Genomic DNA, 17,042 nt, shown 5'->3' on the forward strand with positions numbered 1-17,042 from the left:
AGACGATCGACGCTGGTTGCAAGCACGGCGCGCACCGCTTCGTAATCCCCGCGCTCCCACGCGGGCATGCAGTGCTCGAAGGAGATGCAGTCCATGGTGACATCCGGATGCGCCGGATGTCCGAGACGGTTGCTGTGCTGACAGACCTCGCGCCAACACAGCGAGGCACCTTCCCAGCTATGGCCCAGGATTCCGACGTGTTTCATCCTTGTACCCCCTCTGTCGTGCGCCTGTGGTCGCCCTCCGTGTGACGAGTGGGAGGGCGACCACGGCGGTGATAGATCAGGATCCGGATGACGATCCGGTCTCGATCAGCTGCGTGATGACGGCGACGAGAACATCCGCAAGGAACATTGCTGCAGAGCCCCTTCGATTACCTCTTCTCTTCGATGTGCGGATACACGCTCAAGCGAGCGCAGACTGCCCAGCGCTGCAATGTGTTTCATTACATCCGCCGGCTGGAGCAGACATTCGACCACTCCCGCCCCGCACAGTCGGTGACCGGCGCCACAGTCGAGGGGCCCCTTCCTCAGCGGGCTTCCCGGTCCCCGATCCGGGGGGTGCACAGTTTTCGACCGTCGCCCGCAGCTGATCGTCATAAGTGTGGATTATGACGATCAGTACGCACACTCGATCACGGATGAGATCAAGTTGCTTCTACTGCGATCTTCGTTACGAAAAGCCACATCGTGTGAGTTTTACCCAGTTCACAGCGTTTCATATCATTTCGTTTCATCACAGTACCGTTGCTTAATTACGTAACTAAATGCGGTACGATACCTGCGACCCGGGATTTCGACGCGCCACGACGAGGACCTCCATGACCGACGCACACTCCCCCACTCCCGAAGCGACCACCGACGAGGAGGACTCGAGCAAACCCCGGGTGGGACGCCCGCGGAAGTACGCCACGGCAGCCGACCGTGTGCGCGCCTATCGCGAACGCGAACGCGCCAAGAAAGAAGCCGCCGGCACGGCCCCGGCGGTCGTCGAGAGCCCGGACGATGCGGTCTCCGCGCTCACGGCCGCCACCACTGCCCTACGCGCCCTCGCAACCAACAGCGTCGAGCAGTACTCGGCGATCGCCGAACGGATCACCACCGCGGTCGACAAGCTCACCGACGCCGAGGCCCTCGAGGCGCAGATGACGCGGTCCGCCGCCGAACTCGCGAAGGTCAAAGCCGACGCCGACGCGAAGATCGTCCGTCTACGCGAACAACTCGCCCAGGCACTCGAGGACCGCGACGACGCCGACGCGGCAGTGGCCGCCGTCGACGCCGAACTCGCCGACGCTCGTACCGCACACACCGAACAGGTGCGCCGACTCGACGAGGCGCATCACGCCGAGTTGACGCGCCTCAAGGACGAGCACGCCGCAACACTGCAGCGGTGGAAGGACGAGTTCGAGGCCGCGACCGCCGAGCACACAGGGGTAGTCGGCGACCTGCGTGCGACGATCGTTCAGCAGGACGAATCCCTCACCGCGCAGCGACGCGAACTCGACGAGGCAGCGGCCCAGCGTCAGCGCGCGACCGTCGAGGTCACCGACCTGCGAGCCGAGATCGCGCGCCTGCAGGCCGCACTCGACCGGGAGGTCTCTACCCGCGAGCGCCTCGACACCGAGCTCACCACCGAGCGCGACCGCACCTCCGAGCTACGGAGCCGACTCGAGGAATCGCGCATCACCGCCGCGACGGCCCAGGCAGCCGAGACCGCGGCACGAGCACGTGGCGACGAACTGCGGGCCGAACTGTCGGCACTGCGCGACGAGATCACCGCCTTGCGCGACGAGACGAAGACACTTCAGACTGAAAATCTGACGCTGAGAACCGAATCGACCTCTCTCCGCGCCGAACTGGATGCAGTGAGGGCCGCCGGGACGAGCTGAGCCGGTCGCCCGATCATCGAGAGGTTCGATGCCGATCTCCGCCGGCGAGGGCGAGCGTCAACCGAGCTGTTCGAACAACGACACGATGATGCCGTCCGGTCCCCGCACGTACGCCATTCGCACGCTGTTCTCGTATTCACCGACACCCCCGACGAGCCCGTAACCCTGCTCGGCTACAGCGTCGACGGCAACTTGGAGGTCGCCGACCTCGAACGACACATTGCGGATCCCGAGCTCGTTCGGCATCGCGGTCGGCGAACCGGGGAGGTGGTCGGGCGCGATGAAGCGCGAAAGCTCGAGCCGGGTCCCTCCGTCCGGGGGTCGGAGCATCACGATCTCGCAGTGCGTGCCGGGGAGTCCGCAGACGGTCGCAGGAAAGTCGCCCTGCACAGAGCCGGTGCCTTCGACCTCGAAGCCGAGGCCGGCGAAGAACGCCGTCGCAACGTCGAGGTCGGAGACGGTGAGGCCGACATGGTCGAAACGTCGTACGTGTGCCATGGGATCCATCCTTCGATGTTGTCTCGTCCGTTTACTGCTGGGACGGAGCCGGTGCTCGGATCTCGGCATTCCGCGGACTCGGTGGGACATCGGATCGTTCCCCACCACCGCATCGATGAGCTACGACGCGCCCACCGCTCTGCGACGCGCCCCTCTGATCCGAGCAGCCCTGACAAGCATCAGCAGGCACAGCCCGATACCCCATCCGATCTCCGACAGCATCACACCCACTCCCGCCTGACCGGTGTCGTCGGTACTGGCAACCACGCTGAATGCGGTGGTGAACCCTGCCGCCGTGCCGATTGCGGCGGCCAGTCCACCGCTGACCACCCAGCGGGATCGACGAGCGCAAAGGAAGCATGCCAGCACGACGGTCACTCCACAGGCGATCACCTGCCAGGTGGGGAACTCGTTCGGTGCGGGCAGGCCGGGACCTCGGAACTCGCCGTCGTGTTCGGCCGACCAACTCAACCATCCCGCGCAGGACAAGAATCCGAGTGCGAATGCGGTTGCACCGGTCGCCCACAGGCCGCGCCGGCCGAGACCCGCGGGTCGATCACCGGTGTGCTCGTGGTCGCTCGACGGACTCCGGACACCCGCACGCTCCCGCTGCCAGGCAACCCACACCATGCTCACGCCGATCAGGGTCGGCACGCCCACGAAGATGAGCACGATCCACAAGAATTGAGCCCAGGAGAAATCGAAACCGGCAGCCATAGGCAGACAGTATGTCGAGTGGAACGAGAGTCCGACGCACGGTCGTGATCGGCCTACGGTGCCGGCCCTACGATCGGCCGCGTCCCCATCCGTACGAGGAGCGCGGTCACCTCGGGTACTTGCGCAGTTCGTTCTTGGCGATCGTGCGCAGGTGCACTTCGTCGGGCCCGTCGTAGATGCGCATAGCACGGTGCCAGCCGTACATCGCGGCGAGGGGCACGTCGTCGCTCATACCCGCTCCGCCGTGTACCTGGATCGCCCGGTCGATGACCTCGAGGGTCATGCGCGGTACCGCGACCTTCGCGGCGGACACGTAGGGAGCGGCGGCCTTGTTGCCGTGTTCGTCGATGGTCTTGGCCGCGAGACGACACAGCAGCCGGGCCTGTTCGATCGCGACGCGCGATTCGGCGATCTGATGCTGCACCACCCCCTGCTCGGCCAGTGTCTTGCCGAAGGCGACACGTCCCTGCGCGCGTGTGGTCATCAGCGCCAGGGCCCGTTCGGCGGCACCGAGTGCGCGCATGCAGTGGTGGATGCGGCCGGGTCCGAGACGTGCCTGCGCCATGGCGAAGCCGCCGCCCTCCTCCCCGAGGAGGTTCTCGGCGGGAACGCGGACGTTGTCGTAGACGACTTCACAGTGACCGTGCTGGTCGTGTCGTCCGAACACCGGCAGGTCGCGGACGATCGTGACACCGGGAGTGTCGGTCGGCACCAGGATCATGGACTGCTGACGATGGGTGTCGGCGCTCGGATCGGTCTTGCCCACGACGATCAGCACCTTGCAGCGGGGATCCGCGGCGCCGCTGGTCCACCACTTGCGACCGTTGATGATGTAGCTGTCGCCGTCGCGCTCGATTCTGGTCTCGATGTTGGTGGCATCGGAGCTGGCCACGGCGATCTCGGTCATGGAGAAAGCGGACCGGATCTCGCCGTTCAACAGTGGGTCGAGCCACTGCTTCTTCTGATCATCGGTGCCGAACAGGTGGAGCAGTTCCATGTTGCCGGTATCGGGAGCCTGCCCATTGGTGGCTTCCGGGGCGAGATGCAGGCTCCAACCGGTGATCTCGGCGAGTCCGGCATAGTCGAGCTGCCCGATGCCGGATTCGGACGGCAGGAACAGATTCCACAGGCCCCGTTTGCGGGCCTCCTGCTTGAGGGTCTCGATGACAGGCGGGACTGTGTGGTCGTCGGGGCCGACGTTGCGGCGATAGGCCTCGTATTCGTGTTCGGCCGGGAACACGTGGCTGTGCATGAACTCCACGAGGGCCTGTTCGAGTTCGAGCGCTCTGGGAGACGGTCGAAGATCCAGCAATTCGGTGTTCGTCTGCGCGGTGAGCATGCTGTTCGCTACGTCGGTCATACGGTTTCTCCCTCGAAGATTCGGTCGGGGACGTCGTGAAAATAGGGTCGAGGTTCGGTCAGGGACCGCGGTCGAGGTCTGCGCCTCGGTACTGCATGAGATCCAGGGCGTACTCCACGTAGAGGCTCGCTACCTCTTCCGGACTCATCCGCCCACCGGGTCGCCACCAGGTGGGGAGAGCAGTACACATCGAGACCACTGCGCGAGCAGCGTCCTCGGGGTTTCGGACCCGGAACGATCCGGCGCGCACGGCGGCCAGCACCTTCTCGTCGACGACCGCCTGCTGCCAGTTCCTCTTGTTGGCGATGATCCGCCGGTTCTCCGTTGTGAGAGAACGCATCTCACTGGCACCGATGAACCCGAGTTCGCGGCGGTGCGTGTGGTACAGCGCCAGGTTCTCGATCAACAACGTGAAGACCGTGACGGGATCCCGGCCGGCCCCTTCGGCGAGTGCCCCGCGTGTGCGCTGCTCCAGATCGTCCATCGTCGCCTGATAGATCGTCATCAGGATGTCCTGCTTGCTGGTGAAGTAGTTGTAGATCCCGGGAACCGACAGGCCGCATCGCTTGGAGATCTCGCGCATGCTCGTGCCGTGATACCCCACGGCGAGGATCTCCTCGAGCGCGGCCTGGAGCACGGGTGCCAGCGACAACGGTTCGTACTCCCGCCACTGCCGACACGCTTCGACCTGCCCGGGTGGGTCGGACCGGGTCGCAACGAGGGTTTCCGGTTCCTCTGCGGGTGCCGTGAGCGCCGCCCGACCGGCTTCGAGGATCTCCGCCGGCCTCACCCCGAGTGCATCGGCGATGCGGTTCAAGCGATCGACGGTCAGTCCGGTCTTGCCGTTCTCGATCTGGCTCAGGGTGGCCGGGCTGACGTCGATGCACCGGGCCAGGCCTCGCAGCGTCATGCCGCGCGCGATCCGTACCTGGCGCAAACCGGCCCCGACCGACGCCGACCTGTCGACCGAAACCGCACTCACCGACAACTCCTGCGTTTGAAATAGCTGAACACTGACCATCCGGCCCTCGACCGTTCCGGGCAGCGTATCCACTTGCACGGCTGTCTCGCAGCGATTTTCGCGAGAATATCGAACCGTTGACGTCGACAGGTGTGACGTGCACCATAGTCGACACCGAGCGTGTGCTCGCTCCCGCTGTTTACCCGATGGAGGACAACATGACCGAGGTCGACGCTCCCGCAATGCGCGAACTGCTCGGAGAGAACGCGCCGAGCAATTGGGGCAAGTGGGGACCCGACGACGAGCTGGGTGCACTGAACTACCTCGACGCAGCGGAGGTTCTGCGCGGCGTCCAGCACGTCAAGTCGGGCGAGACCTTCACGCTCCAGATCCACATGGGACGCGCCGAGAGCCCCGGCGACCCGCTGTGGCCGGGTCGTGAGGGGATCAAGCGGCAGAACGTGCTCGATGAGAGTTCCTGGGACGGCGACGGGGCTCCGGCCTTCCCGGGCGGCCTGCACTACGCCGACGACACCGCCTTGGTCTTTCTCCAGGGATCGACCCAGTACGACGCACTCGGACACGTCTGGTACGACGGCAAACTCTGGAACGGGTACGACGCCCGCAGCACCGTCGGAGGAATGGACAAGGCCTCCGTCCTCCCGATCGCAGAGAAGGGCATCGTCGGCCGCGGCGTCCTCATCGACATGGCCCGCCATCGCGGGAAGCCCTATCTCGACAAGGGTGAAACGTTCGACCACCGCGATCTCGAGGAAGCTGCGACCGCCCAGGGCGTGACCATCGAGCCGCACGACATCCTGATCATCCGCACCGGGTGGCTCAAGTACTGGTACGAGTTGAACAACCCCGAACAGTTCTACGACGGATTCTGCGAGCCCGGCCTCACCTATTCGCCCGAGCTCGTCGAGTGGTTCCAGGACAAGGAGATTCCGAACCTGGTGACCGACACGATCGCCAACGAGGTGACCTACGACCCGCAGAGCGGCGTCGCGCTGCCGTTGCACTGCGCCCTGATGCGCAATCTCGGTGTCACGCTGACGGAGATCGCCTGGCTCGACGACCTCGCCGACGCCTGCGCCGCGGACGGCCGCTGGAGTTTCCTCTACACCGCCGCCCCGCTGAAGATCGTCAACGGCACCGGCGCCCCGGTGAATCCCATCGTCATCCGCTGAGGCGAACCATGACCATCTATGACGACAAGGTGTGGTTGTCGCAGTACGACGCTGCGCAGCGGCAACCACGCACGATCGAATTCGACGACGCCCTGGCGATGTTCCGGGCGACCGTCGAACGCGATCCGGACGCCGACATCATCCGCTACTTCGACGACCGGATCACCGCAGGTGAACTCGACGAACTGAGCGACGCATTCGCCGCCGGAATCCTCGACGCAGGGTTCCGGCCGGGTGAACGGGTCGCGATCTATGCACAGAACGTGCCCCAGTTCGTCATCGCCCAACTCGGAACGTGGAAGGCCGGCGGCATCGCCGTGTCTGCCAATCCGATGTACCGCGAACGCGAACTCGAGGAGATCCTGCGCGACTCCGGTGCCACGGTCCTGGTCGCGCTGCAATCCCTCTACACCGACGTAGCAGCGAAGGTCGTCGAGTCGACCGACGTGCGCACCGTGATCACGACGTCGGAACTCGAGTACCAGAGTGCGAACAGCGGCACCCTCGCCGGTGTCGAACGCATCGAGTGCGCGGGCACCACGGACATGGCGGAGATGCTCACGGCCTTCCGTGGCCGAACCGTGCCGCCTGCCGAGATCGGCCCCGAAACGGTCGCTTTCCTGACGTACACCTCCGGGACCACCGGCCCACCGAAGGGCGCGATGACAACCCACCGCAACGTGGCGTTCAACGCGCAGACCTACCGGGACTGGATCGACATCGGTCCAGACGACGTCGTCCTCGGCGTCGCACCGCTGTTCCACATCACCGGGCTCGTCGGCCACATCGCCCTGTCGCTGCTGACCGGTGCACCGCTGGTGCTGATGTACCGCATGGATCCGCGCGACACCATCGACACCATCGAGAAGCAACGCGCCACGTTCACCGTCGGGTCGATCACGGTGTTCATCGCGTTGATGAACGCTCCGAACGCGAGCAATGAGGCCCTGGCGAGCCTGACCAAGATCTATTCGGGTGGCGCGCCGATCCCGCCGAGCACCATCGCGGCGTTCGAGGAGAGGTTCGGTCACTACATCCACAACATCTACGGCCTCACCGAGACGACCTCCCCGTCGCACGGGGTGCCGCTCGGCAGGCGGGCTCCGGTCGACGAGCTGACCGGAGCGACCTCCGTGGGCGTGCCGGTCTACGACACCGTCGTGCGGATCGTCGACGACAACGGCAACGATCTTCCCCCGGGCGAGGTCGGGGAGCTCGTGACGGCGGGACCGCAGGTGGTGGCGGGGTACTGGAACAAGCCCGAGGCCACGGCGAACTCGATCCCGAACAGCGTGCTGCACACCGGCGATGTCGGCTACATGGACAGCGACGGCTGGTTCTACATCATCGACCGCAAGAAGGACCAGATCAACGCCAGTGGCTACAAGGTCTGGCCTCGCGAGGTCGAGGACGTGCTCTACGAACACGACGCCGTTCGCGAAGCAGCGGTGGTGGGTGTACCCGACGAGTACCGTGGGGAGACTGTCAAAGCTTTCGTCAGCCTCCGCCCCGGAGCCACGGTCACGCCCGATGAGCTGATCGCGTTCACGAAGAAGCGACTGGCGGCCTACAAGTGCCCACGCTTCGTCGAGATCATCTCCGACATCCCCAAGACGGCGACGGGCAAACTGCTGCGCCGCGAGCTACGAACGGCGACACCGTCCTGACGATGGTCGCAGAGTTTCTCGCCCGCGTGCGCACTCCGTAGGCGCTGCGCCGAAGGCGGGTCTTCTTCGGTACAGAGCTACCGGAGAAGACCCGCCTTCTCGCGTGCGACCGGACGGCACACCATCACGATCCGCACATTGCGTGGATCAACCGCGCACGGTCGCCATCAGGGCATCGAGTGACTCGGCGGCGGGGAGCGCCAGCGCGGCTCCAGCGACCTCTACGGCGCTCTCCGGCGACAACCGTCCTTCGACGTTGAGATCGAACTTCATCGTGAGCTCGTCGTCGGAGAGCGGGTTCGCCGGACCACCCCGGTTATGGTCGACGCGAGCCTCGTGCCAGGAACCGTCCCGCGTACGTACCCGGAGCACCGCCGGGAACTGATGTGGGTAGATCTCGTCGCAGCGGTCGTCGCTGTAACTCGTGACCAGCCGCGCGAGTTCGAGTGTGCGCGGATCCTTCGCGGCAGCGTCGGTGAAATCGGCGTGTCCCACACCGAGTCCCGAGCCACCGAGCAGTGCCCGTGCGACGGTGAACGGGCCCGAGAAGGCCGCGTGGTAACCGGATTCGGGAGCAGCCTTCGATGCCGGGGGCTCGGCGATCGTGCGTAGTACCGGCTTCGGTACGCCGAGTTGGATCTCCACGATGTCGGCCGGGTCCAGACCGTCGCGGACGAGCGCCCGCGCGGCGTCGATGCCGGCGTGGATGAAGTGGTTGCACGGGTAGGGCTTGAAGAAGATGCCCGGCAGTTCCCAGTGCTCGCCCAGTCCGTCCAGCACCTTCGCGGTGTCGGCCCGATCGCCGCAGAAGGCGTGCAAGAATCCGAAGCGTCCTTCGATCACGGTCGGCGGTCCGGTGAGCCCGGCGCGAGCGAATTCTGCCGAGGTGACACCGGAGTGTGCGGCCCATCCGCAGTGCGTCCGCTTGACCGTGCCGCCGGTGCGGTTGGCTTCGAGCAATCCGGCACCGAAGCTCGCGGCGATGCCCATGGCGTCCGCGATGCCTTCGGTCTCGAGTCCGTAGAGCATCGCTGCGGCGGCAGCCGAACCTACGGCACCGCAGATGGAGGTTGCGTGCTGGCCACGTTCGAAGAATTCGGAGTTGCCGAGTTCCTCGTCGTAGCCGCCCATTCCCAGGCGGACCACGATCTCGATACCCACACCCGCAGCGTCGAGAACGGCTGCACCGGAGGCTCCCACTGCTTCACCGACGGCGAGCGCCGCCGGGATCACCGAAGCGGACGGGTGCAGCACCGACGGCAGATGGGTGTCGTCGGAATCCATCGAATGGGCGAGTGTTCCGTTGACGAGCGCGGCGGTGGCCGCCGGGAACCGCTCTCCGGTGCCGATGCCCGTGGCCGCGGCTGCGCCCGACCAGTTGCGTGCCACCTCGGTGACGACGCGAGCGGACGGCTGGTCGTGCGCCGCGAGGGAGTTTCCGAGCAGGTCGAGCACCCGGCGCGCGACGTCCTTGCGCAGTTCTGCGGGCAGTCCCGTGGTGCGGATGCCGGCGGCGAGGGCGGCGAGGGCGGCGAGCCGGCCGACGACCGTTCCGGTCAGGTCGTGTCGGGTCTCGGTGCTGGTCACGAGGCCACCACCGCGACGGGGCGCACGGGCGAACCGGTGCCGCCGGTGATGCGCAGCGGTGCCATGACGAACGTGAATTCGGTCGGGCCGCGGGCGCTTGCATCCTCGAGGTCGAGGTGCTCGATGATGTGGATTCCGTTCTCCACCAGCATAACTCGGTGAACCGGAAGAACACTGTGCCCCTTGCCCGCCGGGATGTGTTCGAAGGCGGTCGTGTCTGCACCGGCGGCCGCGATGCCGCTGGCCGCGAGCCACCGGCCCGCACCGACATCAGCGAATGGAACACCGTCCTGCTGGCCGAGATAGCGTTGCGGATCGTCGAAGTACCGGGCCCATCCCGTACGGATCAGCACGACATCACCGCGGCGCGGTGTCACACCGGCGGCGTCGGCCGCGTCGCGCAGGTCCTGTTCGGTGACCGCCTGCCCCCCGTCGAGGGAGTCGACGCCGCGGACCCGTGCGACATCGAGGAGCAGTCCACGGCGAAGCATGAAGGGAATGGACTCCGCGCCGAGCTGGGAGAATTTTCCACCGCGCTGGGCTTCCTGGGCTTCGATGCCGCCGTGCAGCTTGCCCTCGTGGCTGACGTGCAAGAGCGCGTCGACGTGGGTGCCGACGTGTCCGCCGGTCACGATGATCTCGTTCGATGCCGATCCGCCGTCGGGTCGCACCATGTCGCCGTGCCGGCGGATGAGCGTCATCCGGAATCCGGGGTCGTTCGGTGAGCAAGGCATACCGGTCGTGTGGGGATGTCCCAGCTCGACGATGTCGACGTCGGTGTCGACGACCGCATTCAGCAGTGCGTCGGGACCGGTGATGGTTTGTTCGGTCATGATGTGGCTCCTCGTACTGTGATGGCCGGGGCTCGGTCGAGTACGACGCGAGCATTCGCAACGACCGCCGGGTCGATGAATCTGCCGTTCTCGTCGAGAACCGCGGACTCCCCCGCCGCCGAGGACGCGGACGCGTCGTCAACGATGCGCTGCGCGCACTCTCGTTCCTCGGCCGAGGGCGTGTAGGCCTCGTTGACAATGTCGATCTGCTTCGGGTGGACGACGGAGCGTCCGAAGAATCCTTGGATGCGGCCGACTCGGGACGATTCCGCGAGCCCGGCCAGGTCGCTCACGGCGGTCCAGACACTCTGGATTGGCGACGACAGTCCCGCTGCGCGTGCGGCTGTGACGATCCAGCGCCGGCGAATCCCACGCCGACTATTTCGACCGGCTCTTCGGCACGTCCTATCGCGCCTGGGTCGAGCGCGACCGCGTGATGGTCGCCGGCCTGCAGGCGGTCGACTACGACGACAAGCTCAGCGCGCGGTGGACAGCGCTGGTCACCGATCTCAACGGCCGACTGGCCGCGCAGATGAGTAGGGACGCCGACGCCGGGGAGATCACTCCGCTGTCGGACGACCACGAAGGCCTCGTCACGACCCTGACCGACATGATCGTTATGGCGTTCTCGAGGACCGATCGAACCCGCCGTCGCATCGAGTCGACTGATACGGCGGCGTGCTATCGCCTTCGTGGCGTGATGCGACCGGTCCACGCCTCCTCTACTACTGCAAGGAAATTCGCTTTTCCGTTACCTCTTCACCTTCAATTCGTCGCGCACTCAGAACAGCCCGACTGCTCGGATGATCAGACCGACAGCCACCACCAGGACCACGATCACCACGATCGCGATGGCGATGAGGGCCCCGGCACTGCGGCGCTGCGGCGGTTCGTGTTGCGGACCGCCCACAGCAGTCTCGGCGGGCGGAGTATCTCCGGGCGCCACCCCGCCTCCGGGTTCGAGACCAGGAGTGTTCGCGGGATCAGGGTTCTGCGGGTCGAACTTGGACGCGTCGGGATTCTCGTCAGCCATACTCTCCTGTACCCGATTATCGACGAGCAACGCCTCGACTTTTCTTCTTCGCAGCGCCGCACCTGCGAGTGCGCGGGGTACAACGACTGGGACAACGGTTCGATGATCCCGGAATCGACGTGGCCGCCGATACGCCGGGATAAGCTGACAACGGCCGAACAATACACCGCTGCAGGCTCCGGGAGCCGGTAGCACCGCTGCTCCCAATCCTTTTGACCTCGGGAGGAATCATGACCGACCCACAGCAGGATCCGAACAAGGACGAAGGCCAGGAGGGCCCGGCGGACGGCGGTGCAGCCGGCGTCCCGGGCGTTCACGATGGCGGAGCTGACGGGGGTGCCGACGGGGGCGCCGACGGCGGCGCCGATGGTGGAGCCGACAGCGGCGGTGACGGCGGAGCCGACGGCGGGGCTGACGGAGGTGCCGATGGCGGAGCCGACGGAGGTGCCGATGGCGGAGCCGACGGAGGCAGCTAGGTATGAGGACTCCTCATATCGCATCCAGGACTCCGGCGTCGAAACGGACGCCGGAGTCCTGGAAACACGCTTGATCGACATCGGTCGGGAGAAGTTCGCGTCCGAAATCTGGGGACGTGCACCACTGCTGACGCGTCGCGCCGGCACATTCACCGACCTGTTCTCCGCCGAGGCGGTCGACGAACTCATCTCGCGCCGAGGACTCCGCACGCCCTTCCTTCGCGTCGCCAAGGACGGGACGACACTGCCGGACTCGTCGTTCACCTCCCCCGGCGGGGTCGGAGCGACCATCTCCGACCAACTCGACGACACGATGCTCTGGCGCAACCTCGCCGACGGCGCCACCCTCGTCCTGCAGGCACTGCACCGCACATGGGAACCGATCTCGCAGTTCGGCACCGCTCTGAGCGACGAACTCGGACATCCCGTCCAGGTCAACGCGTACATCACACCACCTCGGAACCAAGGGTTCCGCCACCACTACGACGTCCACGACGTCTTCGTCGTGCAGATCGAGGGAACCAAGAGGTGGGTGATCCACGAGCCCGTCCACCCGGCGCCGCTGCGCAATCAACCCTGGACCGATCACCGCGCCGCTGTCGCCCGAGCCGCGGCGGAGCCGGCGTGCATCGACACGGTGCTCGAACCCGGCGACTGCCTCTATCTGCCGCGCGGTTGGATCCATGCCGCCGAGGCGCGAGGCGAGATCTCCATCCACCTCACCGTCGGCGTCCACACGTGGACGCGTCATGCACTCGCCGAGCATCTGACCCGGGCAGCACTCGCTGCGCTCGGCGACGATCCTGAGATGCGCGGTGCACTACCCATGGGCATCGACGATCCGGATGACGAGATCGCTGCTGTCCGTGAGCATCTCATCGCCGCACTGGCCGAGGCGGACGTCACCTCCCTGTTCCACCGTGCCCGGCGGGAGCAGGCACGCCCGGCACCACTGGGGCCGCTCGCCCAATTCGCCGCCGTCCACGATCTCGGCCCCGACACCACGGTGAAACTCCGCAGCGCGCTGTATGCGTGTCTGGAAGGTTCACACCTGGTCACGCGCGTCGGTCGTGTCGCCGTGGCGGACGATGAACTGCCGTCTGTCACGCGCCTGCTCGACGGCGGATCCCACCCGACGAAAACCCTCGGGACCGACCTGGTCGAACGGCTGTTGCGCGCAGGGATCCTCGTCCCCGCGGAACAGTGACGGTGCACTGTGGCCTCGACCGAACGCTTCTTCTGCGCAGACAGTGCCCGACAGCGGGGTGATCCGATGGCCGGCACGGCCCCGCGCGGATTTGTCTGGGTCCTCGTCGAGTATCGGGGCAGATGGCCGGTGAACGGTTTCGAGGGCCTCCATCTCGACACCGCGATCAAGGCGGCCGTGTTCTCCGCCGCGCAGGCTGCGCGCGCACGAATACTGCTGGTCAAGCGCCCGGGCCGTCGTCGCCGCGGAGAACACGACCAGTGGGCGGTGCTCCGCCGCGAGACCTCGGGCACGGTGCGTCAGCAATGGGGAACGTGGGATCGCGAGGAGGATCTGACACAGATCGTCACCGCCCTCGAGACTCCCGGCGACACCGGTGGCCCCTCCGTCCTCTTGGTCTGCGCTCACGGTCACCACGATCCGTGCTGCGCCGTGCGTGGACGGCCGGTCGCGCGCGCTCTGGCCGAGCGCTGGCCCGATCGGGTCTGGGAATGCTCGCACGTAGGCGGAGACCGGTTCGCCGCCAACGTCGTCGTCGTACCCGACGGTGTCTACTACGGCGGTCTCGACGCCGAATCGTCCGTCCTCACGATCGAGGAACACTTCTTCGACCGGATCCACCACCACCATCTACGCGGCTACACCGATATGTCTCCGCCTCAGCAGGCCGCGCTCGCCGCCACGCTCCGACGCTTCGGTCCGGCCGGGCGCAGCGATTACGTGATCGCCGAGAGTGTGCGCGAGGGTGATCGCTGGCGGGTCCGGCTCGCCGGTCGTGCACCGCACCCGGAGCGTGTCGACGTCGAACTGCAGGCCCACCGCACTCCCCCGTGCCGATTGACCTGCCGTGGAGCGCCGACGGGTTCCGTCATGCTCTACGAACCCACCTCGGTCCGCGCGGTGTGAGCGGACGGCCGCGCAATCGGCCGCAGGTCGTCACCCCAGCTCTTCCTCCGCCTTCGCTAGAGCCGCGAACTCCTCGTCCGGGGAGTTCGCGACGAGGTGGTGGCGGCTGTAGAGACCGAAGTAGGCCATGAATGCAGCGAACGCGGCGAACGTCCACAGAGCCGCAACAGGATCGACGAGGAAGGTGGCCACCACAGCGGCCGCAGCGATCACCAGCGCGAACGATGTCGTGACGATTCCACCGGGTGTGCGGTACGGACGCCGCATCTCGGGTTCGCGCACGCGCAGCACGATGTGGCTGACCATCATGAGTACATAACTCACGGCGGCACCGAAGACCGCCATGTTGAGAAGCATCGCGCCCTCACCGGTCAGCGACAGGACGAAGCCGATCACACCGGGCACGATCAATGCGAGCATCGGCGCCTTGCGCGAATTCGTCACCGACAGGCTCGTCGGCAGGTAGCCGGCGCGGGACAGCGCGAAAGTCTGCCGCGAGTACGCGTACATGATGGAGAAGAAGCTGGCGATCAACCCGGCGAGCCCGATGTAGTTGACGACCTTCGCCGCTGTCCCGTCACCCAGCGCCTCGACGAGCGGGTTGCCCGAGGTCGACAACCCCTCGGCGCCCAACGCACCGGTCGCCAGGAACAGCACGGTCGCTCCGGTCAGCAAGAGCACCAGCATGCTGGAGATGATGCCGCGCGGCACGTTCTTCTCCGGCTCACGCGCTTCCTCCGCAGCGAGAGGAACGCCCTCGATCGCCAGGAAGAACCAGATCGCGAACGGGACCGCGGCCCAGATACCGAAGTAGCCGAACGGCAGGAAACCCGAGGCGCCGACAGCATCGGTCGGCGCGATGTCCGTGAGATTCGCGGACTCGAACAGTCCCCACGCAGAGATCGCGAAGATCACGAGTCCGACGAGAGCGATGGCGGTGATGACGAACATCGACTTGAGCGCTTCGCCCGCCCCGGTGAGGTGGATGCCTATGAAGATCGCGTAGACAGCAAGGTAGATCCACCATCCGTCGGTGATCCCGAAGATGTTCAAGGATTCGACGTAGCTGCCGATGAACGTCGCGATGGCTGCAGGTGCGATCGCGTACTCGATGAGAATTGCCGTGCCGGTGGCGAATCCGCCCCAGGGACCGAGCGCGCGGCGCGCGAAGGTGTATCCGCCCCCTGCGGACGGAAGGGCCGACGACAATTCCGCCATCCCGAGCACCATCGCGAAATACATGCCCGCGATGACCACGCCGGCGATGAGCAGACCGCCGAATCCGCCTTCGGCGAGTCCGTTGTTCCATCCGGCGTAGTCACCGGAGATGACGTAACTGACACCGAGTCCCGCAAGGAGCACCCACCCTGCGGTTCCTTTACGAAGTGAACGTTTTTCGAGGTATTCGCTCTTCTCGGCGTGGAAGTCGGCGCCGTCGTGGTGCTTACGGGTCCTCGAACTCTTCGATGGTTCTACGACCGACATTCCGTCTCCCTCAGGCGATCGGTTCGTACGGCGGCGTCACGCCGAGGTGGTGGAACGTCGCGTGAGCAACTGCCGGTGTTCATGAGCTACCCCCCCCCGGGGTCGTGGAGAATCGCGCAACGAGATGGAGTGCAGCCGTGTAACTCGGATGATCCAGCATCCTCCCGCGCGAACAGGGTGTCTGTTCGTTTCTCGAGTATCGGAGAAGACTGTTGCAACTCTGTTGCGAGCCTGTAATGGAACGCGCGGTTGCGTAGCCTGCGGACGGTCTTCTACCAACCGACGACACGTGGAGGATTCGAAGTGACTGCGCTGCTGCTGGCGGTGTCGATCGTGGTTGTGGTTGCGTTCGGATGGGGCGCCTCGGTGGTGTACCGGCCTCATCGAAGTGTCGTGCGCCGATCCGAGGGTCCGCTCTCGGCCACGGGGCGTACCCGGTTGAAGACAGGGCGAAATGTTGCGGTCGTCGGACTGGTTGTCGGAGCTCCGAGTCTGGCGATCATGCTCCTGCCGACCATGGACAAGGTGGTCGTGGTAGTAGTTGTTGCGCTCTTGCTGCCCGGCTTGTTCCATCTGACTCGCGAGATCCTCGCCTACCCGGTGAACGAGCGCTGAGACTGCAAAGACGTACGTCGGTTTCCGGTGTCCACACCCGTGATGGTGACAACCGAGGCTCACCATCACCCTTCGGATTCGACGACCGAGTGCGATTTCGCGTCCGAGAATGCGGTTGCTCGGTCCGATGCTGCTCCCTAGGGTGACCCGCATGGCGTCGGTCAGGCAGGTACAGGTCACCTTCGATTCCGTCGAACCCGAGCGACTCGCGTATTTCTGGTGCGAGGTTCTCGGCTACGAGGTGCCCATGCCACCCGACGGGTTCGCGCCATGGACCGACTACGACGCAAGCCTGCCCGCAGAGTCGCAGGGCCGCGCGTTCGTGTGCGCCGATCCGACCGGCGCCGGTCCGCGGTTGCACTTCCAGCGGGTATCCGAGGAGAAGGTTGTGAAGAATCGGGTGCATCTCGATGTGCGCGTCGGCACAGACTTGGAGGGTGACGAGCGACTGTCTGCTCTGCAAGCGGAGTCCGACCGACTGGTGGCGCTCGGCGCTGCGCAGGTGAAGGTTCTGCACGCCGATGGCGTCGACGAGTCCTGCATCGTCATGCAGGACATCGAAGGCAACGAGTTCTGTCTGGACTGAAGAACGCGTGGCAAACCGGTGCTTGTCGCG

General features: G+C 65.8%; 17 protein-coding genes. 8 read left to right on the forward strand and 9 right to left on the reverse strand.

Annotation, left to right across the window (positions count from 1 at the left end; genetic code table 11):
• Window positions 1-820: 820 nt before the first annotated feature.
• A complete protein-coding gene (locus NVV99_RS00745) occupies window positions 821-1,888 on the forward strand; it encodes a hypothetical protein (protein WP_024101017.1) in 1,068 nt (355 codons plus the stop codon).
• Window positions 1,889-1,945: 57 nt separating this feature from the next.
• Here the strand turns inward: NVV99_RS00745 and NVV99_RS00750 are convergent, their stop codons facing one another.
• The 4 genes from NVV99_RS00750 to NVV99_RS00765 all read right to left on the reverse strand — a co-directional run bounded on the left by NVV99_RS00750 (window position 1,946) and on the right by NVV99_RS00765 (window position 5,445).
• Window positions 1,946-2,386 carry a VOC family protein gene (locus tag NVV99_RS00750; RefSeq protein WP_024101016.1) on the reverse strand — a complete coding sequence of 147 codons (441 nt, stop codon included), beginning with the start codon at window positions 2,384-2,386 and terminating at the stop codon, window positions 1,946-1,948.
• A 120-nt stretch (window positions 2,387-2,506) separates the two neighbouring features.
• Complete coding sequence (locus tag NVV99_RS00755; protein ID WP_024101015.1) at window positions 2,507-3,103, reverse strand: hypothetical protein; 597 nt, start codon at window positions 3,101-3,103, stop codon at window positions 2,507-2,509.
• 106 nt (window positions 3,104-3,209) lie between these two features.
• On the reverse strand, window positions 3,210-4,463 hold the full coding sequence (locus tag NVV99_RS00760; RefSeq protein ID WP_041803358.1) for an acyl-CoA dehydrogenase family protein: 1,254 nt from the start codon (window positions 4,461-4,463) through the stop codon (window positions 3,210-3,212).
• Window positions 4,464-4,521: 58 nt separating this feature from the next.
• Window positions 4,522-5,445: a helix-turn-helix domain-containing protein gene (locus NVV99_RS00765; protein ID WP_041803703.1), complete on the reverse strand. Its 924-nt coding sequence runs from the start codon at window positions 5,443-5,445 to the stop codon at window positions 4,522-4,524.
• Window positions 5,446-5,642: 197 nt separating this feature from the next.
• Here NVV99_RS00765 and NVV99_RS00770 point away from each other — a divergent pair, with 197 nt between their 5' ends.
• On the forward strand, window positions 5,643-6,617 hold the full coding sequence (locus NVV99_RS00770; protein ID WP_024101012.1) for a cyclase family protein: 975 nt from the start codon (window positions 5,643-5,645) through the stop codon (window positions 6,615-6,617).
• A gap of 8 nt (window positions 6,618-6,625) precedes the next feature.
• The gene (locus NVV99_RS00775) at window positions 6,626-8,284 is read left to right on the forward strand and encodes a class I adenylate-forming enzyme family protein (protein ID WP_024101011.1); all 1,659 of its coding nucleotides are present in this window, start codon (window positions 6,626-6,628) and stop codon (window positions 8,282-8,284) included.
• 147 nt (window positions 8,285-8,431) lie between these two features.
• Here the strand turns inward: NVV99_RS00775 and NVV99_RS00780 are convergent, their stop codons facing one another.
• From NVV99_RS00780 to NVV99_RS00795, 4 genes are all read right to left on the reverse strand, one after another.
• Window positions 8,432-9,871, reverse strand: coding sequence for an MmgE/PrpD family protein (locus tag NVV99_RS00780; RefSeq protein ID WP_041803356.1), 1,440 nt, complete (start codon window positions 9,869-9,871; stop codon window positions 8,432-8,434).
• A complete protein-coding gene (locus tag NVV99_RS00785; protein WP_260782741.1) occupies window positions 9,868-10,704 on the reverse strand; it encodes a cyclase family protein in 837 nt (278 codons plus the stop codon). The genes NVV99_RS00780 and NVV99_RS00785 overlap by 4 nt, the downstream gene beginning before the upstream one ends.
• On the reverse strand, window positions 10,701-10,997 hold the full coding sequence (locus NVV99_RS00790; RefSeq protein ID WP_024101008.1) for an HpcH/HpaI aldolase/citrate lyase family protein: 297 nt from the start codon (window positions 10,995-10,997) through the stop codon (window positions 10,701-10,703). Before NVV99_RS00790 ends, NVV99_RS00785 begins: the two co-directional genes overlap by 4 nt.
• A gap of 488 nt (window positions 10,998-11,485) precedes the next feature.
• The gene (locus NVV99_RS00795; protein WP_059384447.1) at window positions 11,486-11,737 is read right to left on the reverse strand and encodes a DUF6480 family protein; all 252 of its coding nucleotides are present in this window, start codon (window positions 11,735-11,737) and stop codon (window positions 11,486-11,488) included.
• A 230-nt stretch (window positions 11,738-11,967) separates the two neighbouring features.
• Between NVV99_RS00795 and NVV99_RS00800 the strand changes: the two genes are divergently transcribed.
• The 3 genes from NVV99_RS00800 to NVV99_RS00810 all read left to right on the forward strand — a co-directional run bounded on the left by NVV99_RS00800 (window position 11,968) and on the right by NVV99_RS00810 (window position 14,326).
• Window positions 11,968-12,213 (forward strand): hypothetical protein, encoded by a 246-nt coding sequence (locus NVV99_RS00800; RefSeq protein ID WP_024101006.1) that lies wholly within the window; start codon window positions 11,968-11,970, stop codon window positions 12,211-12,213.
• Window positions 12,214-12,283: 70 nt separating this feature from the next.
• The gene (locus NVV99_RS00805; RefSeq protein ID WP_242411725.1) at window positions 12,284-13,420 is read left to right on the forward strand and encodes a cupin domain-containing protein; all 1,137 of its coding nucleotides are present in this window, start codon (window positions 12,284-12,286) and stop codon (window positions 13,418-13,420) included.
• A 66-nt stretch (window positions 13,421-13,486) separates the two neighbouring features.
• Complete coding sequence (locus NVV99_RS00810) at window positions 13,487-14,326, forward strand: sucrase ferredoxin (protein ID WP_051424914.1); 840 nt, start codon at window positions 13,487-13,489, stop codon at window positions 14,324-14,326.
• Window positions 14,327-14,356: 30 nt separating this feature from the next.
• Here NVV99_RS00810 and eat read toward each other — a convergent pair whose 3' ends face one another.
• On the reverse strand, window positions 14,357-15,811 hold the full coding sequence (gene eat, locus NVV99_RS00815) for an ethanolamine permease (protein ID WP_024101003.1): 1,455 nt from the start codon (window positions 15,809-15,811) through the stop codon (window positions 14,357-14,359).
• 303 nt (window positions 15,812-16,114) lie between these two features.
• On the opposite strand from eat, the gene NVV99_RS00820 reads away from it, so the two are divergent.
• Together NVV99_RS00820 and NVV99_RS00825 are read left to right on the forward strand one after the other, a co-directional pair.
• Window positions 16,115-16,426 carry a hypothetical protein gene (locus NVV99_RS00820; protein ID WP_024101002.1) on the forward strand — a complete coding sequence of 104 codons (312 nt, stop codon included), beginning with the start codon at window positions 16,115-16,117 and terminating at the stop codon, window positions 16,424-16,426.
• A 151-nt stretch (window positions 16,427-16,577) separates the two neighbouring features.
• Window positions 16,578-17,012, forward strand: coding sequence for a VOC family protein (locus NVV99_RS00825; RefSeq protein ID WP_024101001.1), 435 nt, complete (start codon window positions 16,578-16,580; stop codon window positions 17,010-17,012).
• Window positions 17,013-17,042 lie beyond the last annotated feature (30 nt).

Source organism: Rhodococcus sp. PAE-6 (assembly GCF_025290685.1).
Classification (GTDB): domain Bacteria; phylum Actinomycetota; class Actinomycetes; order Mycobacteriales; family Mycobacteriaceae; genus Rhodococcus; species Rhodococcus pyridinivorans.